11 protein-coding genes are annotated in these 16,399 nt (G+C 67.0%); 10 read left to right on the forward strand and 1 reads right to left on the reverse strand.

What is annotated here, in order from left to right:
* Window positions 1–84 precede the first annotated feature (84 nt).
* The 6 genes from tsaB (at window position 85) to AC1DFU_RS25950 (ending at window position 9,387) form a co-directional block, all read left to right on the forward strand.
* Window positions 85–864 carry a tRNA (adenosine(37)-N6)-threonylcarbamoyltransferase complex dimerization subunit type 1 TsaB gene (gene tsaB, locus AC1DFU_RS25925; protein ID WP_092289361.1) on the forward strand — a complete coding sequence of 260 codons (780 nt, stop codon included), beginning with the start codon at window positions 85–87 and terminating at the stop codon, window positions 862–864.
* Window positions 861–1,397, forward strand: a complete 537-nt coding sequence (gene rimI / locus AC1DFU_RS25930) for a ribosomal protein S18-alanine N-acetyltransferase (RefSeq protein ID WP_441593594.1) — start codon at window positions 861–863, stop codon at window positions 1,395–1,397. The genes tsaB and rimI overlap by 4 nt, the downstream gene beginning before the upstream one ends.
* Window positions 1,394–2,233, forward strand: coding sequence for a uracil-DNA glycosylase (locus tag AC1DFU_RS25935; protein WP_441593595.1), 840 nt, complete (start codon window positions 1,394–1,396; stop codon window positions 2,231–2,233). The genes rimI and AC1DFU_RS25935 overlap by 4 nt, the downstream gene beginning before the upstream one ends.
* Window positions 2,214–3,347: a DUF1853 family protein gene (locus AC1DFU_RS25940; protein WP_441593596.1), complete on the forward strand. Its 1,134-nt coding sequence runs from the start codon at window positions 2,214–2,216 to the stop codon at window positions 3,345–3,347. Before AC1DFU_RS25935 ends, AC1DFU_RS25940 begins: the two co-directional genes overlap by 20 nt.
* Before the next feature lie 91 nt (window positions 3,348–3,438).
* Window positions 3,439–6,393, forward strand: coding sequence for a putative mucin/carbohydrate-binding domain-containing protein (locus AC1DFU_RS25945; RefSeq protein WP_092289355.1), 2,955 nt, complete (start codon window positions 3,439–3,441; stop codon window positions 6,391–6,393).
* A gap of 69 nt (window positions 6,394–6,462) precedes the next feature.
* Window positions 6,463–9,387 carry a putative mucin/carbohydrate-binding domain-containing protein gene (locus tag AC1DFU_RS25950; protein WP_477159822.1) on the forward strand — a complete coding sequence of 975 codons (2,925 nt, stop codon included), beginning with the start codon at window positions 6,463–6,465 and terminating at the stop codon, window positions 9,385–9,387.
* A gap of 60 nt (window positions 9,388–9,447) precedes the next feature.
* On the opposite strand, the gene lplT is transcribed toward AC1DFU_RS25950, so the two are convergent.
* Window positions 9,448–10,767: a lysophospholipid transporter LplT gene (gene lplT / locus AC1DFU_RS25955; RefSeq protein WP_092289351.1), complete on the reverse strand. Its 1,320-nt coding sequence runs from the start codon at window positions 10,765–10,767 to the stop codon at window positions 9,448–9,450.
* 485 nt (window positions 10,768–11,252) lie between these two features.
* Between lplT and alr the strand changes: the two genes are divergently transcribed.
* From alr to AC1DFU_RS25975, 4 genes are all read left to right on the forward strand, one after another.
* Window positions 11,253–12,362 carry an alanine racemase gene (gene alr, locus AC1DFU_RS25960; protein ID WP_092289349.1) on the forward strand — a complete coding sequence of 370 codons (1,110 nt, stop codon included), beginning with the start codon at window positions 11,253–11,255 and terminating at the stop codon, window positions 12,360–12,362.
* Between the two features lie 46 nt (window positions 12,363–12,408).
* Window positions 12,409–13,776 carry a DNA repair protein RadA gene (gene radA / locus AC1DFU_RS25965; RefSeq protein WP_092289347.1) on the forward strand — a complete coding sequence of 456 codons (1,368 nt, stop codon included), beginning with the start codon at window positions 12,409–12,411 and terminating at the stop codon, window positions 13,774–13,776.
* Window positions 13,777–13,801: 25 nt separating this feature from the next.
* The gene (locus tag AC1DFU_RS25970) at window positions 13,802–14,581 is read left to right on the forward strand and encodes a GntR family transcriptional regulator (RefSeq protein WP_092289345.1); all 780 of its coding nucleotides are present in this window, start codon (window positions 13,802–13,804) and stop codon (window positions 14,579–14,581) included.
* A gap of 215 nt (window positions 14,582–14,796) precedes the next feature.
* A complete protein-coding gene (locus tag AC1DFU_RS25975; protein ID WP_441593605.1) occupies window positions 14,797–16,365 on the forward strand; it encodes a gamma-glutamyltransferase family protein in 1,569 nt (522 codons plus the stop codon).
* Window positions 16,366–16,399: the final 34 nt, after the last annotated feature.

The raw sequence follows: 16,399 nt of genomic DNA on the forward strand, positions 1-16,399 counted from the left end.
CGCGCGCGGCGGCACGGTCTGTCGCGCACGGTGCCGGCGTGCCTGCCAATACAGCTTTGGCCGCGCTCCGGATACAATCGCGCCATGTCCTGGATTCTTGCTGTCGAGACCTCCACCGAGTGGTGCTCCGTCGCACTGGGGCGCGCCGCCACTGACGGCGCCCTCGAGTGTTTCTCCCGCCATGAGCATACGGGCGCGCGGTCGTCTGCGCGCGTGCTGCCGGCCGTGGCCGAAGTGCTGGCCGAGGCCGGCATCACGCTGGCCGACTGTGCCGCCATCGCGTTTGGCGCCGGCCCCGGCTCGTTCACTGGCCTGCGTACCGCCTGCGGCGTGGCCCAAGGGCTCGCCTTCGGCGCTGATCTGCCGGTAATTCCCATCAATGTATTGACGATGTGCGCGGAAAGCGTCCGATCCGGCACTTCATCGTTGCCGGCGGACACGCGCGTGCTGGTTGCGCTCGACGCCCGCATGGACGAGACCTATGCCGCCACGTTCCGCTGGGACGCCGCCGCAATGGAGTGGTCGATGGAGGGCCCGGTGCAGGTGGGACCGCCCGAAGCCGTGGCGCAGCCCGATGGCGCGTTCTGGCTCGCCGGCAATGGTTCGACCGTGTTTGGCGAACGGCTCCAGGTGGCCGCGCAGGCCGGCCGCGTAATGCCCGAAGCCATGCCGGACGCCCGCGCCGCGGTGGCCATCGGCCTGCGGGCGCTGGCGCGCGGCGAGACCATCGACGCTGCCGACGCCATGCCGATCTATGTGCGCAACAAGGTTGCCCACACCATCGTGGAGCGCGAGGCGATTGCCGCCGAGAAAGCTGATAAAGCCGCCAAGGCCGCGAAGGCCGCCGCAGGGGAGGCCGCGTGAGCGCCGCGCTGCTGCCCGAGTCGCCCCAATGGCCGGCCGTGCCGGTCATGCCCGAGCTGGGCGATGGCTGGACGCTCGGCCGCATGAGCGCGCTGGACCTGCACGCCGTGGCCGATATCGAGCAGCGCGCCTACAGCCATCCCTGGACGCGCGGCAATTTTGAGAATTCCCTGAAATCGGGCCATATCGGCCTGACGCTCCGTGATCCAGCCAATACGCTGGTCGGCTATGCCGTGTTGATGCCGGTGGTCGACGAAATGCACCTGCTCAATATCACCGTGGACCCGCGCCGGCAGCGGCAGGGCCATGGCCGGCTGCTGCTGGCCGTGGCGCTGGCCACCGCCCATGCCCACAACCTCGGCACCATGCTGCTGGAAGTGCGCCCGTCCAATGTGGGCGCGCTGACGCTGTACGAGGAAGCCGGGTTTGCCGAGATCGGCCGCCGCAAGGGCTACTATCCGGCCACGGCCAATGGGCGCGAAGACGCGCTCGTGCTGCGCCGGGCCTGGCACGAAGGCAAGGAGTCCGCATGAATCGCCGCGCGCAGTTCCTCGAAGTGCTCGGCATCCCGTCGGAATGGGTGCCGCGCCGGTTGGCTGGGGCGCCTGTAGAGGCCGAAGCCGACGTCGAGGTCGAAATCGAGGTCGCCACGGTAGCCGTGGCCGAAATCGAACCCGAAGTCGACGTGGTGATGACCACCCCGGCCGCCACCCCGCGCCCCGTGGTGATCGAAGCCCTGTCGCCGCCGCCGCAACCCGCCGTGCAGGATGAGGCCGCTCTGGCCCGGGACGCCGCCATCGCCGCCATGGACTGGGCGGCGCTGGAAGCCGCCGTGGCCGAGTGCACCGCCTGCGGCCTGAGCGACACCCGCACCAATACGGTCCTCGGCGTGGGCGACCGCCGCGCCGAATGGATGCTAGTGGGCGAGGCCCCGGGCGAGAATGAAGACCTCCAGGGCGAGCCGTTCGTCGGCCAGGCCGGCAAGCTGCTCGACAACATGCTCGGCGCGCTGGGCCTTGCGCGCGACCGCAATGTCTTTATCGCCAATGTGCTGAAGTGCCGCCCGCCCGGCAATCGCAATCCGGAGCCGGAGGAGGTGGCGCACTGCGAGCCGTTCCTGCGCCGCCAGATCGCGCTGATCCGGCCGAAGGTGATCGTGGTGCTGGGGCGTTTCGCGGCGCAGTCGCTGCTGCGCTCGACGACGCCCATCGGCAAGCTGCGCGGCACCGTGCACCGGTACGAGGGGATTCCCGTGGTGGTGACCTATCATCCGGCTTACCTGCTGCGCACGCTGACCGACAAGGCGCGCGCATGGGAAGACCTGTGTCTGGCCCGCGAGGTACACGACCGTGCGGGAGCTGAAGCCTGATCCCGCGCAGGCCATCCGCCCGGGCGGGCCGGTAGCAGCCGGCGCCGACGGGCCGGCGCCCCTGTGGCGCACCGCCGCGTCCCAGCGGGTGCGCGATCTCGCGTGGTGCTCGCTCTCGCCGCCGCTGCTCTCGCACCTGCCGGCTGGCTACGGCGCCGGCGCCGCGTTGGCCTACTGGCCGCCCGGCGCGCAGGCCGCGTGGCAGCGCTGGCTGGAGCGCGCCGACCCCGCCACACTTCCCGAAACCATCGCCGAACTGAGCGGCCACCCGGACCCCACGGGTAGCCGCAGCCTGCGCCTGGGCCGCCATGCCGAGCGGCTGCTCCACTTCGCGTTGCATCGGGCCGATGGGATCGAACTCGTCGCCGCCAATGTGCCGATCCGGCGCGCCAACGGCCATGGCATCCAGACGCTGGGCGAACTGGACGTGATCTGGCGCGATCCCGCCAGCGCGCAGACCGTGCACTGGGAGATGGCGGCCAAGTTCTACCTGATGGTGGATGGACAGCCGGGCACGCCACCCGACCGCCGCAACTTCGTCGGCCCCAATCTCGTCGATCGGTTAGGGGACAAGCTCGACCATATCGTCGGCCGTCAGCTGCCGCTGGGCCGCGCGGCCGAAGCGCAGGCGGTGCTCACCCATCCCATCGACCGCAGCGAGGTCTACCTGCTGGGCTGGCTGTTCTATCGCGATGGCCGCCTGCCGGCCGGGCTCGATACGCTGGGCATCGCGCCCGATCACCTGCACGGCTGGTGGTCCACGCTGGAGGACTGGGCCGCGCGGGCGCAGGCCCACCCGGCGGCGGCCACCACGCGCTGGTGCCGGCTGCCGCGCGCGGACTGGCTCTCGGGCGCGCGGGTGCCCGAGTCGCAGACGGAGTCCGCCGCCGCGTTGCACACCGCGCTGGCGCAACGCTTTGCCGATCCGCACCAGGCGCATAGCTGGCGGCGTGAAGCCCCGGTGATGGTCTGCGAACTGGCGCCCGCCGGGCCCGAGCAGCCCGGCATCTGGCAGGAACGCTCGCGCGGCTTCGTGGTGCCGCCGGGGTGGCAGGCGCGCGCCGCCGAGCGGGCCACTGCCGACAAATCCCCTCCCGCACCCGCCTCTCGCTAATCCATTCCGGCCTCCGCACCGCACCGCGATACTTCCCCTCACGCTGCATCGAAACGTCCGATCCGGACGTCGCGACGAAGGGGGATGGCAGATGTCGGACATCGAGAAGGTCAAGACGCTCCACTGGCTCACGGACCCCGAGTGGTTCCACAAGGCCGGACTCGACAAGGGTCTCGGCCATGACCGCCAGCATCTCGGCGTGGTCCTGGCGGCGGGCGGCGAGCTGACGATCAGCCAGATCGACATGGATTTCATGGGCGAGCTGACACTGCGCCTGCTCAACAGCGACGGCCGCACCGAGCGCGTGTTCAGTTTCGGCGAAATGCCACTTACGATCACGGCGCACACCGCCTCGGTGCCGTTTATCGAGACCCCGTACCTCGGCGGCGGCACACCGCCCACGGTCTGGTACACCTGCTCGCCAACCAGCAAGACGCTCCCCGTGTTCGAAGCTGGCGGTGCGGAATCCCCATTTTTTGCGACGTGGGACCAGCAGGCGGCCGAATTCGCGCTGATCCAGTCGCGCTACGTCCGGATGCTGGTGCCCGAGGCCGACAAGCCCATGCTCAGGACCTTGCCGGGCGGCCTCGCCGCACTGACGGCGTACTACGACAACGTGGTTTCCACCTTCAACGCGCTGTGTGGCATAGCGTTCGATCCCGAACGGGCGACGGATCTCAACATCCGCAACCAGTTCTTCATCAAGGCCGATGCGGAGGGCAGCGGCAGCGCCTACTACGGCCCCGCGTGGGCCGCATCCACCTCGGCGTCCATGACGGCGGACTGGTTCGCCGGCCTGCGCACCAATTGGACCCCGCTGGAAACACTGGGCCACGCCTACCTCGGCACCTTCATGGCGGCTGGCTCGGTCAGCTTTCTCGAGGTCTGGAACAAGCTGTATGCCGCCACCTGGCAGGACAACGCGCTGGGCGCCGCGGTGCACACCGATGGCTGGCTCTATCAGGACGAGGTGGCCCTGTTCAGCGGCGTGATCGGCCGGATCACGAGTGGTACGCCGCTGCAGGAGTGGAGCATGCGCGAGAAGCTCTACTTTTTGATGCTGCTCAAGTACAAGGCTGGCAACACGGCGTTTGCCAGCTTCAACCGGCAATACCGGACCTATGCCAACGCGCTGCCGTTGCCGCCGATCGCGCCGCCCGTGATCGACATGATGGCCGAGGTTTATGCCGCCGAGGCCGGGGTGGATGTGGCGCCATTCATCGGCATGGTGGGCGCCAGGATGGCGTCGGTGCGGACGGTGCTCAATATGTTCAGCGACGCGCGCGCGGTGTACCCGCTCTATGCGCTGGTCAGCGCGGCCAGCCTGGTCCCGGCGCAGGAGGCGCTCCATGCGGCGTCGCCGCTGCAACTGGTGGACCCGGCGGAGATGCGCCGTACTGGCCTGCGCGGCAGCGTGACGCTGCAGTTTGCCATCGACCAGTTCGTGCAGATCTACGACGAACCGCTGTTCGTGATGGAAGGGCCGAGGGAGGTGTCCTCGGCACGCATCATCGCCACCGGGGTGACGTTCGCCGATTTGCCGGTTGGCGTGTACACGTTGCGCCCACCCACCGGCAAGAATCGTAAATATGCGATTGACTCGGCCTACCTGATTGTGAAGGAGGGCACCAGCACGCAGGCGCTGGCCTATCTCTTCAAGCAGGCGTCCGCCATCGTCACGCAGACCTTCATGCTGTTGGGGGCGGATAACGGCCTGTACGGCACGATCCGCGTGGACGCGCCCACGCGCCAGATCATCGTGGACCTGTTGAGCAACCCCAATACCGCGTTCATGGATACCGTCTACATCGGCGTCACGATCCGGACGGCCGATGGCGATCCGGTCTATCAGCGGGACTTCCACGGCAACCACCCAGCCCCGGAGCATGCCGACATTCCGTTCGAGGTCGGCTATCGGATCGAGGTGCGCCATGAGGAGCCATCGCGGCTGCGGGTGCTGCCGGCCGCCCCCGGACTGATTCGGCCGCAGGCGACCAACGACTTCGTGATCACGGCGCACGGGCTCGAGAACCTGCAGGCGATGAACAGTCCGGTGGCGGACCTGTCGTTGCGCATTGCGGAAGCGGCGGCACTGGTGCGGGAGCGCCTGCCGATTGCCACGGCGCCCTATGCCACGGTCAAGGATGACATCTACCTGGCCGTGATGGCGCTGCCGGAGCCGGCGCGCGCCCAGGCGGTGGCCGACTACGCCGACGTGATGTCCCTGCAGAACACGGCGCCGGGCACCAATATCGGAAACAATTTCGTCGTCTCGCTGAAGGGCATCAGCAATTGGACGTTCTTCACCATGACGCTCGACCTGGTTCGTCTCGAAGTGCGCTTCCAGACCTTCAGCGGCAAGCCGCACAGCTATTTTGGGAGTACTTACGGCTACGTCAGCTTTCGCGACGCGGACGGCCAGGAATTGTTCTCCTATGACTTCATCGGCGACCTGACCGTGACCGCCATGGTCCGCACGTTTCCGCTGTCCCGCTACGGTGGCGAGCAGTTCTACTCGTTCAAGGAGGAACTGGGTCAGCGCTACACCATCGAGAACAGGATGCAGGGCGTCACGTGGAACGGGTTGGCCAATACGATGCTGGACCTGCCCGGCAACGGCGTGGTGATGACGGCCACGGCATCGGAAATCTCTCAAACGCCGTCCGTGCGGGGCAACATGTTCACGTGGAATCTGCTCGGTAATGCGGATCAGCCGGTCGCCACGCTGGAACTGGACCTGGTGATCAATGTGCTGAGACTGACGCTACACGCTGCCGTGCCGAATCCCGGCGTGCCGGCGGTCTATATCAGCATCGGCGTGGCAAACCGCTACGGCGATCCCGTCTATGACATCGCCATGCCGGGGAATGCCGCGGTGTCCGCCGATAACCAGTTCTTCCCGCTGCAGAAGGGCTATACGGTCACGGTCTTCCACCAGGACCCCACGCGCTCCCAACTGATCAACGCAGAGACGTCGGCGCGGACCACCGTGGCGGCCACGGCGCGCTACCAGACCATGCCGCGCGGCTTGCGGGCGGTGGCGTGACGCGCCGTCGCCTCCGATTGCATCCTTCACGAGGTATCCAAGATGGCGGAAATCCTACAGACCAAGTCCGTGTACACGCTTCAGGATCCGGGATGGATTCGCAAGGCGGGGTTGCGGAAAGGGCTTGATCACGACAAGCAGGCGCTCGGCATCATCCTGCCGACTGGTGCCACGCTCCGGCTCCGGCAAGTATCGCCCGACTTCACTTCGTCGGTAATGGTGACATGCGCCAGCGACGGCACGATCCCGGCGCAGTGGGTGGGAGTGGGTAATGCGTGGGTCAATGTCACCATGAACGCGGTGCGCGTCCCGTTTGTCGTGACGCCCTATGTGGCAGGCACCCCTCTGATCGAGTTTGCCTTCCCCTCGACGAGCAAAATGCTGCCGATCTATCGGGCGGGCAATGCCGAGGCGCCATTCTTTGCCACCTGGGACGCGCAGGATGCCGAGTTTGGCCTGATCGAGGGCGACTATATGTACATGCTGGTGCCGGCGCGCGACAAGGCCGTGCTGCGGGCCTATCCCGGCGGTCTCAATGCGCTGGGTGCGTACTACCAGGACATGTTGACCTCCTTCAATGCCCTGATGGGGGTGTCATTCCAACCCCAGCGGCCCACGGATCTCAACGTCAGGAACCACTACTACCTGGCGGCCGATGACATCGCATCGGATGCCGAACCTGCCTACTATGGCCTACGCGTGGCCGCCACGACGTCGGCGTCGGTCGCGCCGGTCTGGCTCGACAACCTGCCGACCAGCTGGAATGCGCCCAATGTCATCGCTGGCGGCTATCAGCGCCGCTTTTCCGAGCAGAATGTGGCCGATCCGGATTCCGTATGGGGCAATGTTTTTGCGGCCACCTGGCAGGACTTCGTGATGGGCGCCAACGTCTACACCCAGGGTTGGCTCTACCAAGGGGCGCCGGCGTTCTTCGCGAGCGTGATGGCGCTGCTCCGCAGCGGCACGCGGTATGAGTCCTGGGATGTCCGGGCGCAGGTCTATCTGGTGATGCTGCTGAAGTACAAGGCTGGCGATGCCTCGATCACCCGCCTGAACCAGCAGGATCGGATCCATATGAACACGTCGCCCTCGCCGGCGGTGCGGCCGGCCGGGTTCGATGAGATGGCTGCCGCCTGCGCCGAACGTTGCGATGTGGATGTTGCGCCATTTCTCGCGCTGGCCGGCGCGCCGGTGACGCCGCTGCGCGCCATGCTCAACGCCTTCAGCCACGCCCGCGCGGTCTATCCGCTCAGCGAACTGGTCACGGCGGAGACGCTGCCGACAGTGCAATCCGCGCTGCATCTCGACTCGCCGCTGCGCCTGGTCGATACCGTGGAGCTGCAGGGTACCGGCGTCACGGGCAGCCTTTCCCTGCGGTTCGTGATCGACGAATTCAAGCAGATCTACGGCGAACCGCTGGTGCTGATGGAGGGCGCCCGGGAGGTGCTCCACGTTCCGGTCCGCGCGCCGGAAATGATCCTGGACAACCTGCCGATTGGCGCTTATACGATCCGGCCACCGACGGGCAAGAACCGCAAATACCTGGTGGATGCCGACTATCTGGTCGTCAAGGAACAGACGGCCAGCCAGTCGCTGACATACACCTTCAAGCAGGGGTCGGGCACGATTTCCCAGACGCTGGTGCTGCTCGGTTCCTCTCGCGATGTAAGCGGGACAATCCGCGTCGACTTCACCACCATGCAGGTGCGCATCGATATCAAGGCCCAGCCGCTCGATGCCTTGGGCACGGGGTTCTACGCCGCGATCGGGGTGAAGAACGGCGTGGGAGCCTACGTCCTTGCATGCGAGATTAGCGGCCAGGCCGCGGCGCCGTTTCACCGCGCCGCGGCCTTCGAGATCGGCTATCAGCTTGAGGTGCACGTGGCGTATGCCAACCTGCTGGCCGTCGAGCCCCCCACGCCCGGCTTGCTCCTGGACCAGCAGAGTCACTTGCTGACGATCACGGCGCTGGGTCTGCAGAACGCGGCGGCCAGCAACGATCCCGAAGCGGACCTGCAGGCGCGCATCGCCGCTGGCGCGACGATCGTGCGCGACCACCTGCCGATGGCTCATGCGCCCTACGCGCAGTTGAAAGATGACCTCTACCTGGCGGTCATGGCGCTGCCGCCGGCGGCCCGCACCGCGGCGCGGCGCGAGTACATGGACGTGATGTCCACCTTCAACTTCGAACCGGATGCCTACGTTGGCAACCTCTTCACCCTCAAGATGAAGGGCATCAGCGACTTCCAGTTCTGTACCGTGACGATCGACCTGGCGGCGCGGGAGATCCGCTTTCAGATCATTGGCGGGAAGCCGCACTATTACTTCTCAGATACCTACGGCTATGTCAGTTTCTCCGACGTCACCGGCAATGAATTGTTCTCATATGACTGTATCGGCACATTGAATTCGACCGCCATGAACGTGATCTTCCCGTTGTCCCCCTATGGCGGCGAGCGGTATTACTCGTTCAAGGAGGAGGCGAACATTGGCCGCTATCCGATCGAAAACGTGATGCAGGGGCAGGTCAAGGCCGGGGTAAAGAACATGGTGGCCGAGGTGCTTGCCGATGGCCTCCTCACCTATGCGTCAGCATCCGAGATCGCGGTGGTGCCGACCGTGCGCGGGAACATGTTCCTGTGGTCGCTGTTCGACGGTGCTGGCAATCCGGTGGCGACGCTGAACCTCAGCCTGGTCTTCAATACGCTGACGGTTTCCGTTTCCGCCGGGACGCACGAAGGGGGATTGCGCGTCAGCGTGCATGTGGAGGATAAGTATCAGCAGGTGGTCTACGACCTGGATGTCCATGGCGGGGCGCCGGTGGCCCCCGAGACTTCCACCTTCTCGTTGCAGAAGGGCTATACGGTCACGGTGTTCCACAGCGATCCGACCCGTTCCCAGTTGGTCAACACGGAAACCAATGCACGGACCGTGGTCGGCGAGACCGCGCGCTACCAGACCATGGCGCGCGGCCTGAAGGCGCTGCCAGCATGAAAAACGCCCCGCCGGCGCAGGCCGGGCGGGGCGTTTCCTGTTTCGCTGCCCGCGCGCGGGTCAGTGGTGCTTGTCCTCGCCGATCATCGCCAGCGAGTTGTGCATCTTGATGTTGTGCTTGTGCAGGCGCATGACCAGCAGCATGGTGGCCGAGATGAACAGGCCCAGCGCCACGATCACGAAGCCGATCGGCACATTCAGCTTGATGAGCAGCGCGTAGAGGCACAGCATCAGCAGAACTGAAACATTTTCGTTGAAGTTCTGGACGGCGATCGAGTGCCCGGCGGACAGCAGCACGTGCCCGCGATGCTGGAGCAGGGCGTTCATCGGCACCACGAAGTAGCCCGACATGGCTCCGACGATCATCAGGAACACATAGGCGATGGCCATGTAGAGCGGCATGGGATAACCCAGCACGTTCAGCATCACGGCCGGCATGGCGTCCTTGGTGTAGAAGGCCATGATCATGACGGTGATCCCCATCGCCACGCCGAACGGCAGCACCGACAGCGAGCGGCGCAGCGGGATCCGGGCGGCGGCCATGATCGCGCCGACCGCCACGCCCACCGCCACCACGGCCTGGAGCAGGGCGCCCTGGGACAGGTTCAGCCCCAGCGACTTCTCCGCCCACTTGAGCACGATGAACTGCAAGGTGGCGCCCACGCCCCAGAACAGCGTGGTCACGGCCAGCGAGATCTGGCCCAGCTTGTCGCGCCACAGCGCGATGAAGCAGTCGCCGAACTCGGCAATCAGCTTCACCGGGTTCTTTTCCTGTTGCGGGTAGCGCGCGCCGGTCTCCGGGATAAACACGTTGAACACCGACGCCACGACGTAGAAGAACATGATCACCACCATGGCCGCCTCGGCCGGGGTGTTGATGCCGGTGTCCACGTAGGGGATGTCGAAGCGGAGCAGGATGTCCGAGATATGGACCGAGATCAGCGCGCCGCCCACCACGGTGCCGAGGATGATCGAACTCACCGTGAGCCCCTCGATCCAGCCGTTGGCCATCACCAGCTTCTCGGGCGGCAGCAGCTCGGTCAGGATGCCGTACTTGGCCGGCGAGTACGCGGCGGCGCCGAAGCCCACCACGCCGTACGCCAGCAGCGGGTGCAGCCCGAACATCATGATCGCGCAGCCGACGATCTTGATGGCGTTGGTGATCAGCATGACCTTGCCCTTGGGCATGGAGTCCGCGAAGGCCCCCACGAAGGCCGCCAGCACCACATAGGACAGCACGAAGAACAGCTTCAGCAGCGGGGTCATCCACTGCGGGGAATGCAATTCGGTGAGAAGGGCGATGGCGGCGATGAGCAGCGCATTGTCGGCCAGCGACGAAAAGAACTGCGCGGCCATGATCGTGTAGAAACCCTTCTTCATACCTTCGACTTTGTCTCCATCGCGGACGCCCGGCGCGGCGGGCAGGGGCACGCCGACCGGCAACATCGCGGCTTGTAGGGAACCTGGCGCGACGGCCTTGTCAAAGTGGGGCGGTTGCGCAACTTTCGCGCGCCTTTCGGCTTGCCTGACCGTCATTGACATATTGCTTCTCTTTTAAAACATGGCCGGAGCGTCCGGCTTTATATCACGAAACCACGACATTTCAGCACTCCGGCGGACCCGCGTTTTGACAGGAACCCGCCTTCCGGATTCCCTGAGGTGGGCGCCGGTTGTGTTCAAATATCGCCTGCGCGATGTTGCCCCGCATGTGCCGGCCGCTCCGTATTCCAGCGCACTTTCGCGTCATGCGCGTGGCGGTGCCGGCACAGTGTATGCAACATCAACGCCCGATTGCAGCGGGTTGCCGTCCGGGTCTTCCCTGATCCGGTGCATGCCGGGACGCAACCTGCACCCTTAGCCAGACCATGCCAAGACCCATACACGCAGTCATCCACCAGCCCGCGCTGGCCAACAACCTGGACGTGGTGCGCCGCTACGCGCCCCAATCCCACATCTGGGCGGTGGTCAAGGCCAACGCCTACGGCCACGGTATCCGGCGCGCCTTTGCGGGCATGCGCGGCACCGACGGCTTCGGCCTCCTCGACCTCAACGAGGCCGTGCTGCTCCGCGAACTCGGGTGGCAGGGGCCGATCCTCTTGCTAGAGGGATTCTTCCAACCGCAGGATGTTCCCCTGTTGGAACAATATCGCCTCACGACAGCCATTCATTGCGAGGAACAACTGCGCATGCTCGAGGTGGCCCGGCCCCGGGGGCCGCTGGCGATCCAGCTCAAGCTCAACACCGGCATGAACCGGCTCGGCTTCCGGCCGGAGGCCTATCGGACCGCCTGGGAACGTGCGCGCGGACTCTCCTGTGTGGGCAGTATCGTGCACATGACGCATTTCTCGGATGCCGACAGCGCGCGGGGCATCGCGCACCAGATCGAGGCCTTCGACACCACCACGGCCAATTTGCCGGGCGAAGCCAGCCTGTCCAACTCGGCCGCCGTGCTCTGGCACCCGCAGGCGCACCGCGCCTGGGTGCGGCCGGGGGTGATCCTGTACGGCGCGTCGCCCACGGGCGTGGCGGCGGATATCGCTGATACCGGCCTGCAGCCGGCCATGTCGCTGCACAGCGAACTGATCGCCGTCCAGGACCTGCAGCCGGGCGATACGGTCGGCTATGGCTCGATGTTCACGGCCGACCGCGCGATGCGCATCGGCATCGTGGCCTGCGGCTATGCCGATGGCTACCCGCGCCACGCGGCCGGCTGGGGCGACCGCCCCGCGCCGGTGCTGGTCGATGGCACGCGCACCACGCTGGTCGGCCGGGTCTCGATGGACATGGTCTGCGTGGATCTCACGCCCTGCCCGAAGGCCCGTGTCGGCACATCGGTCACGCTCTGGGGCCAGGGCCTGCCGATCGACGAGGTGGCGGCGGCCAGCGGCACCGTCGGCTATGAGCTGATGTGCGCGCTGGCGATGCGCGTACCCTGCACGGTGGCCACGCTGACCACGGCCGACGCCCCGGCCTGACCCGCGCCTGACCGCCGCTGACCCTCTCCCAGAACAAGGACGCCGTTTGGCCAAGACCAAGACTGTCTATTCCTGCACCGAGTGCGGCGGCACCACGCCGCGCTGGGCCGGGCAGTGCCCGCAGTGCAACGCCTGGAACACGCTCGTGGAATCCGTGGCGGATTCCGGGTCCAGCGCCGCCCGGCGCTTCCAGCCGCTGGCCAACTCGGCCGTGGTGCGCAAGCTGTCCGAGATCGACGCGGCTGACGTGCCGCGCTTCACCACCGGCATCGATGAGTTCGACCGCGTGCTCGGCGGCGGGCTGGTCTCGGGCGGCGTGGTGCTGATTGGCGGCGACCCCGGCATCGGCAAGTCCACGCTGCTGCTCCAGACGCTGGCCAACCTGGCCGGCCAGCGGCGCGTGCTCTATGTGAGCGGCGAGGAGTCCGGCGCCCAGATCGCCCTGCGTGCCCAACGGCTGGGCGTGGATGCCCCCGCACTGGGCCTGCTGCCCGAGATCCAGCTCGAGAAAATCCAGGCCACGCTGGAGGCCGAGCAGCCCGAAGTGGCCGTGATCGACTCGATCCAGACCCTGTATTCGGAGGCGCTGACCTCGGCGCCCGGCTCGGTGGCGCAGGTGCGCGAGTGCGCGGCGCAACTGACGCGCATCGCCAAAAGCACCGGCATCACCATCATCCTGGTCGGCCATGTGACCAAGGAGGGCAGCCTGGCCGGGCCGCGCGTGCTGGAGCACATCGTCGATACGGTGCTGTACTTCGAAGGGGACACCCATTCGTCGCACCGGCTGATCCGCGCCTTCAAGAACCGCTTCGGTGCGGTCAACGAACTGGGTGTTTTTGCGATGACCGAGCGCGGCCTGCGCGGCATCAGCAATCCTTCGGCGCTGTTCCTCTCGCAGCACGAGGAATCGGTGGCGGGCTCGTGCGTGCTGGTCACGCAGGAGGGCACCCGGCCGCTGCTGGTAGAGGTGCAGGCGCTGGTCGATACCGCCAACGTGCCCAATCCGCGCCGGCTGGCGGTGGGGCTGGAGCAGAACCGGCTGGCGATGCTGCTGGCCGTGCTGCACCGGCACGCGGGCATTGCCTGCTTCGATCAGGACGTGTTCCTGAACGCCGTGGGCGGAGTCAAGATCACCGAGCCGGCCGCCGATCTGGCGGTGCTGCTGTCGATCCATTCGTCGATGCGCAACAAGCCGCTGCCGCGCGGGCTGGTCGTGTTCGGCGAAGTGGGGCTGGCTGGCGAGATCCGCCCGAGCCCGCGCGGGCAGGAGCGGCTCAAGGAAGCCGCCAAGCTCGGCTTCACGATGGCGGTGATCCCGAAGGCCAACGCGCCGAAGCAGAAGATCGAGGGTATCGAGGTGATTCCCGTGGATCGCCTCGAACAAGCCATCGACCGCGTGCGGCACCTGGACTGACGGGCCAAGGCCGGGGGGAACGAGCATGGCAGACGCAGCAGACACCCTCGATGGCAGCGCCAGCCTGGCCAAGGCCAAGCGCTCCCAGGCCGCCTATCAGGCGCTGCGCGACGACATCTTCGCCTTCCGCCTCCTGCCCGGCGATCGGTTCACCGAGAACGATGTGGCGGAGCGGCTGGGCATCTCCCGCACGCCCGTGCGCGAGGCGCTGCACCGCCTGCAGGGCGATGGGCTGGTGCGCGGCTACTACCGCAACGGCTGGGAAGTGGTGCCGCTGGATCTGGCCCGCTTCGAAGCGCTCTACGAGTTGCGCACCCTGCTGGAGACCCACGCGGTAACGCGGCTGTGCCGGCCCGAGGCCCCGCATCAGGCGGCCCTCGCGGCGCTGGTGCGGCAGCTTGGCGCGATCTGGCGCGTGCCCGTCGCCCGGCGGCTGGCCGATGGCAACGCCGTGGCGCAACTGGACGAGGCCTTCCACCTTGCCATCGTCGATGCGGCCGGCAATCCCGAGTCGGCGGCGGTCCACCAGCAGGTGACGGACCGCATCCGCATCATCCGCCGGCTCGACTTCGCCTTCGGCACGCGGATTTCGCTGACGTACGACGAACATTCGGCCATTCTCGACGCCCTGGAAGCCGCCGATGGCGCCCGCGCCGTGGCGCTGCTCTCCACCCATATCGAAGATGGCCGTGCCGAGGTCAGCCGGCTGACCACCGAGCGGCTCGAGCAAGCCCGCACCAGCCTTGTGCGCCCCGCGCCGGCCCAGACCCCGAACGCACCCGTCCGGCGCAGGCGCTTCGGCTGACTCCCGCCTTTCCCATTCCGCTTTCCACGTGACCATCCACCCGCCAGCCCCGTGCTGACGCGGGCTTGAGACGTTTCTTATTAGGCGAGCGTGCCCGGGCGCACGTGGTGGCACGCCTATTGCGATCCTTCTGCACAGGAAATTTATGTATACATAAATCGCAGGAGTCGCGGAGCGTGGCATTTCATCTCAATCCGATCCGGGGTAGCCGGGGCATGGCCGTGGCGCCGCACGCGCTGGCGTCGCAGAGTGCGCTGGCCGTGCTGCGCGAGGGCGGCAACGCCGTCGAGGCGATGGTCGCCGCCGCCGCCACCATCGCCGTGGTCTATCCCCATATGAATAGCATCGGCGGCGACAGCTTCTGGCTGATCTCCCGCCCCGGCGAGGCGCCGCGCGCCCTGGACGCCTGCGGCGCAGCGGCCGGCGATGCCACCATCGCGCGCTATCGGGAGGCCGGCTTCCAGGCCATTCCCACGCGCGGCGGCATGGCGGCGAACACCGTCGCCGGCACGGTGTCCGGCTGGCAGGCGGCGCTGGCGTGGTCGCACGACGCGCTGGGCGGGCGCCTGCCGCTCTCGCGGCTGCTGGCCGATGCCATCGACTATGCCCGCGTGGGCGTGCCGGTCACGCAGAGCCAGTCGGCCTGCGTGGCCGCCAAGGCCGCAGAACTGGCCGATGTGCCGGGCTTCGCTGAGACATTTCTGATCGACGGACGCGCTCCGGCGGCGGGCACGCGCTTCCGCCATCCGCGTCTGGGCGCCACGCTGGAGCAACTGGCGCAGGCCGGGCTCGATGACTTCTATCAGGGCGATCTGGCACAGATGCTGGCCCGGGAACTCGGCAACGCGGGCAGTCCGCTGACGCTGGCCGACCTGCGCGCGCACCGCGCCACTTGGAAAGCGCCCCTGGCGCTGGCCCATTCACGCGGCACGGTCTACAACATGCCGCCGCCCACGCAGGGGCTGGTGTCGCTGCTGATCCTCGGTCAGTTGGACCGCCTGCTGGCGCCCGGCATGGACCCGCTCGGCCCGGACTTCGTCCATGCCTGCGTGGAGGCCACCAAGCAGGCGTTCCACGTGCGCGACCGGCATATCACCGATCCCGCCTATATGGAGATCGATCCACAGGACCTGCTGGCGCCGCCGTGGCTCGATGCCGCCGCCGCGCGCATCCGCCCGGACGCGGTGCTGCCGTGGGGGCAGGGCATGGGGCCGGCGGACACGGTCTGGATGGGCGTGATCGATGGTAGCGGCGTGGCGGTGAGCTTTATCCAGAGCATTTATCACGAGTTCGGCAGCGGCATCGTGCTACCGGGCACCGGCGTGAACTGGCAGAACCGGGGCTGCAGCTTTTCGCTCGATCCGACTGCGCGCAACCCGCTGATGCCGGGGCGCAAGCCATTCCACACGCTGAATCCGGCCATGGCGCGCCTGAACGACGGCCGCACGCTGGTCTACGGAAACATGGGCGGCGACGGCCAGCCGCAGTCGCAGAGCGCGGTGTTCTCGCGGATCGTCCATTTCGGCATGAACCCGCAGGCCGCCATCGACGCACCGCGCTGGCTGCTCGGCCGCACCTGGGGCCAGACCAGCGACACCCTCAAGCTCGAATCGCGCTTTCCCGATGCCACGCAGCAGGCGCTGCACCGCCTGGGTCATGACGTGGAGGTGCTGGGGCCATACGACGAAACCATGGGCCACGCCGGCGCCATCGTGCTGCAGGCCGATGGCCTCTACCAGGGCGGCAGCGATCCGCGTAGCGATGGCGGCGTGGCGGCCTGGTAGGGCGGGGGTCGCAATTTACTGAGTTCCAACCTGC

The organism is Cupriavidus sp. 10L45 (assembly GCF_056395225.1).

Bases quoted from the DNA above. Each gene is read 5' to 3' on its own strand.
- AC1DFU_RS25975 (WP_441593605.1), top strand. From the start codon at position 14,797: ATGGCCGTGGCGCCGCACGCGCTGGCGTCGCAGAGTGCGCTGGCCGTG.
- lplT (WP_092289351.1), bottom strand. From the start codon at position 10,767: ATGAAGAAGGGTTTCTACACGATCATGGCCGCGCAGTTCTTTTCGTCG.
- AC1DFU_RS25945 (WP_092289355.1), top strand. From the start codon at position 3,439: ATGTCGGACATCGAGAAGGTCAAGACGCTCCACTGGCTCACGGACCCC.
- AC1DFU_RS25935 (WP_441593595.1), top strand. From the start codon at position 1,394: ATGAATCGCCGCGCGCAGTTCCTCGAAGTGCTCGGCATCCCGTCGGAA.
- AC1DFU_RS25970 (WP_092289345.1), top strand. From the start codon at position 13,802: ATGGCAGACGCAGCAGACACCCTCGATGGCAGCGCCAGCCTGGCCAAG.
- alr (WP_092289349.1), top strand. From the start codon at position 11,253: ATGCCAAGACCCATACACGCAGTCATCCACCAGCCCGCGCTGGCCAAC.
- tsaB (WP_092289361.1), top strand. From the start codon at position 85: ATGTCCTGGATTCTTGCTGTCGAGACCTCCACCGAGTGGTGCTCCGTC.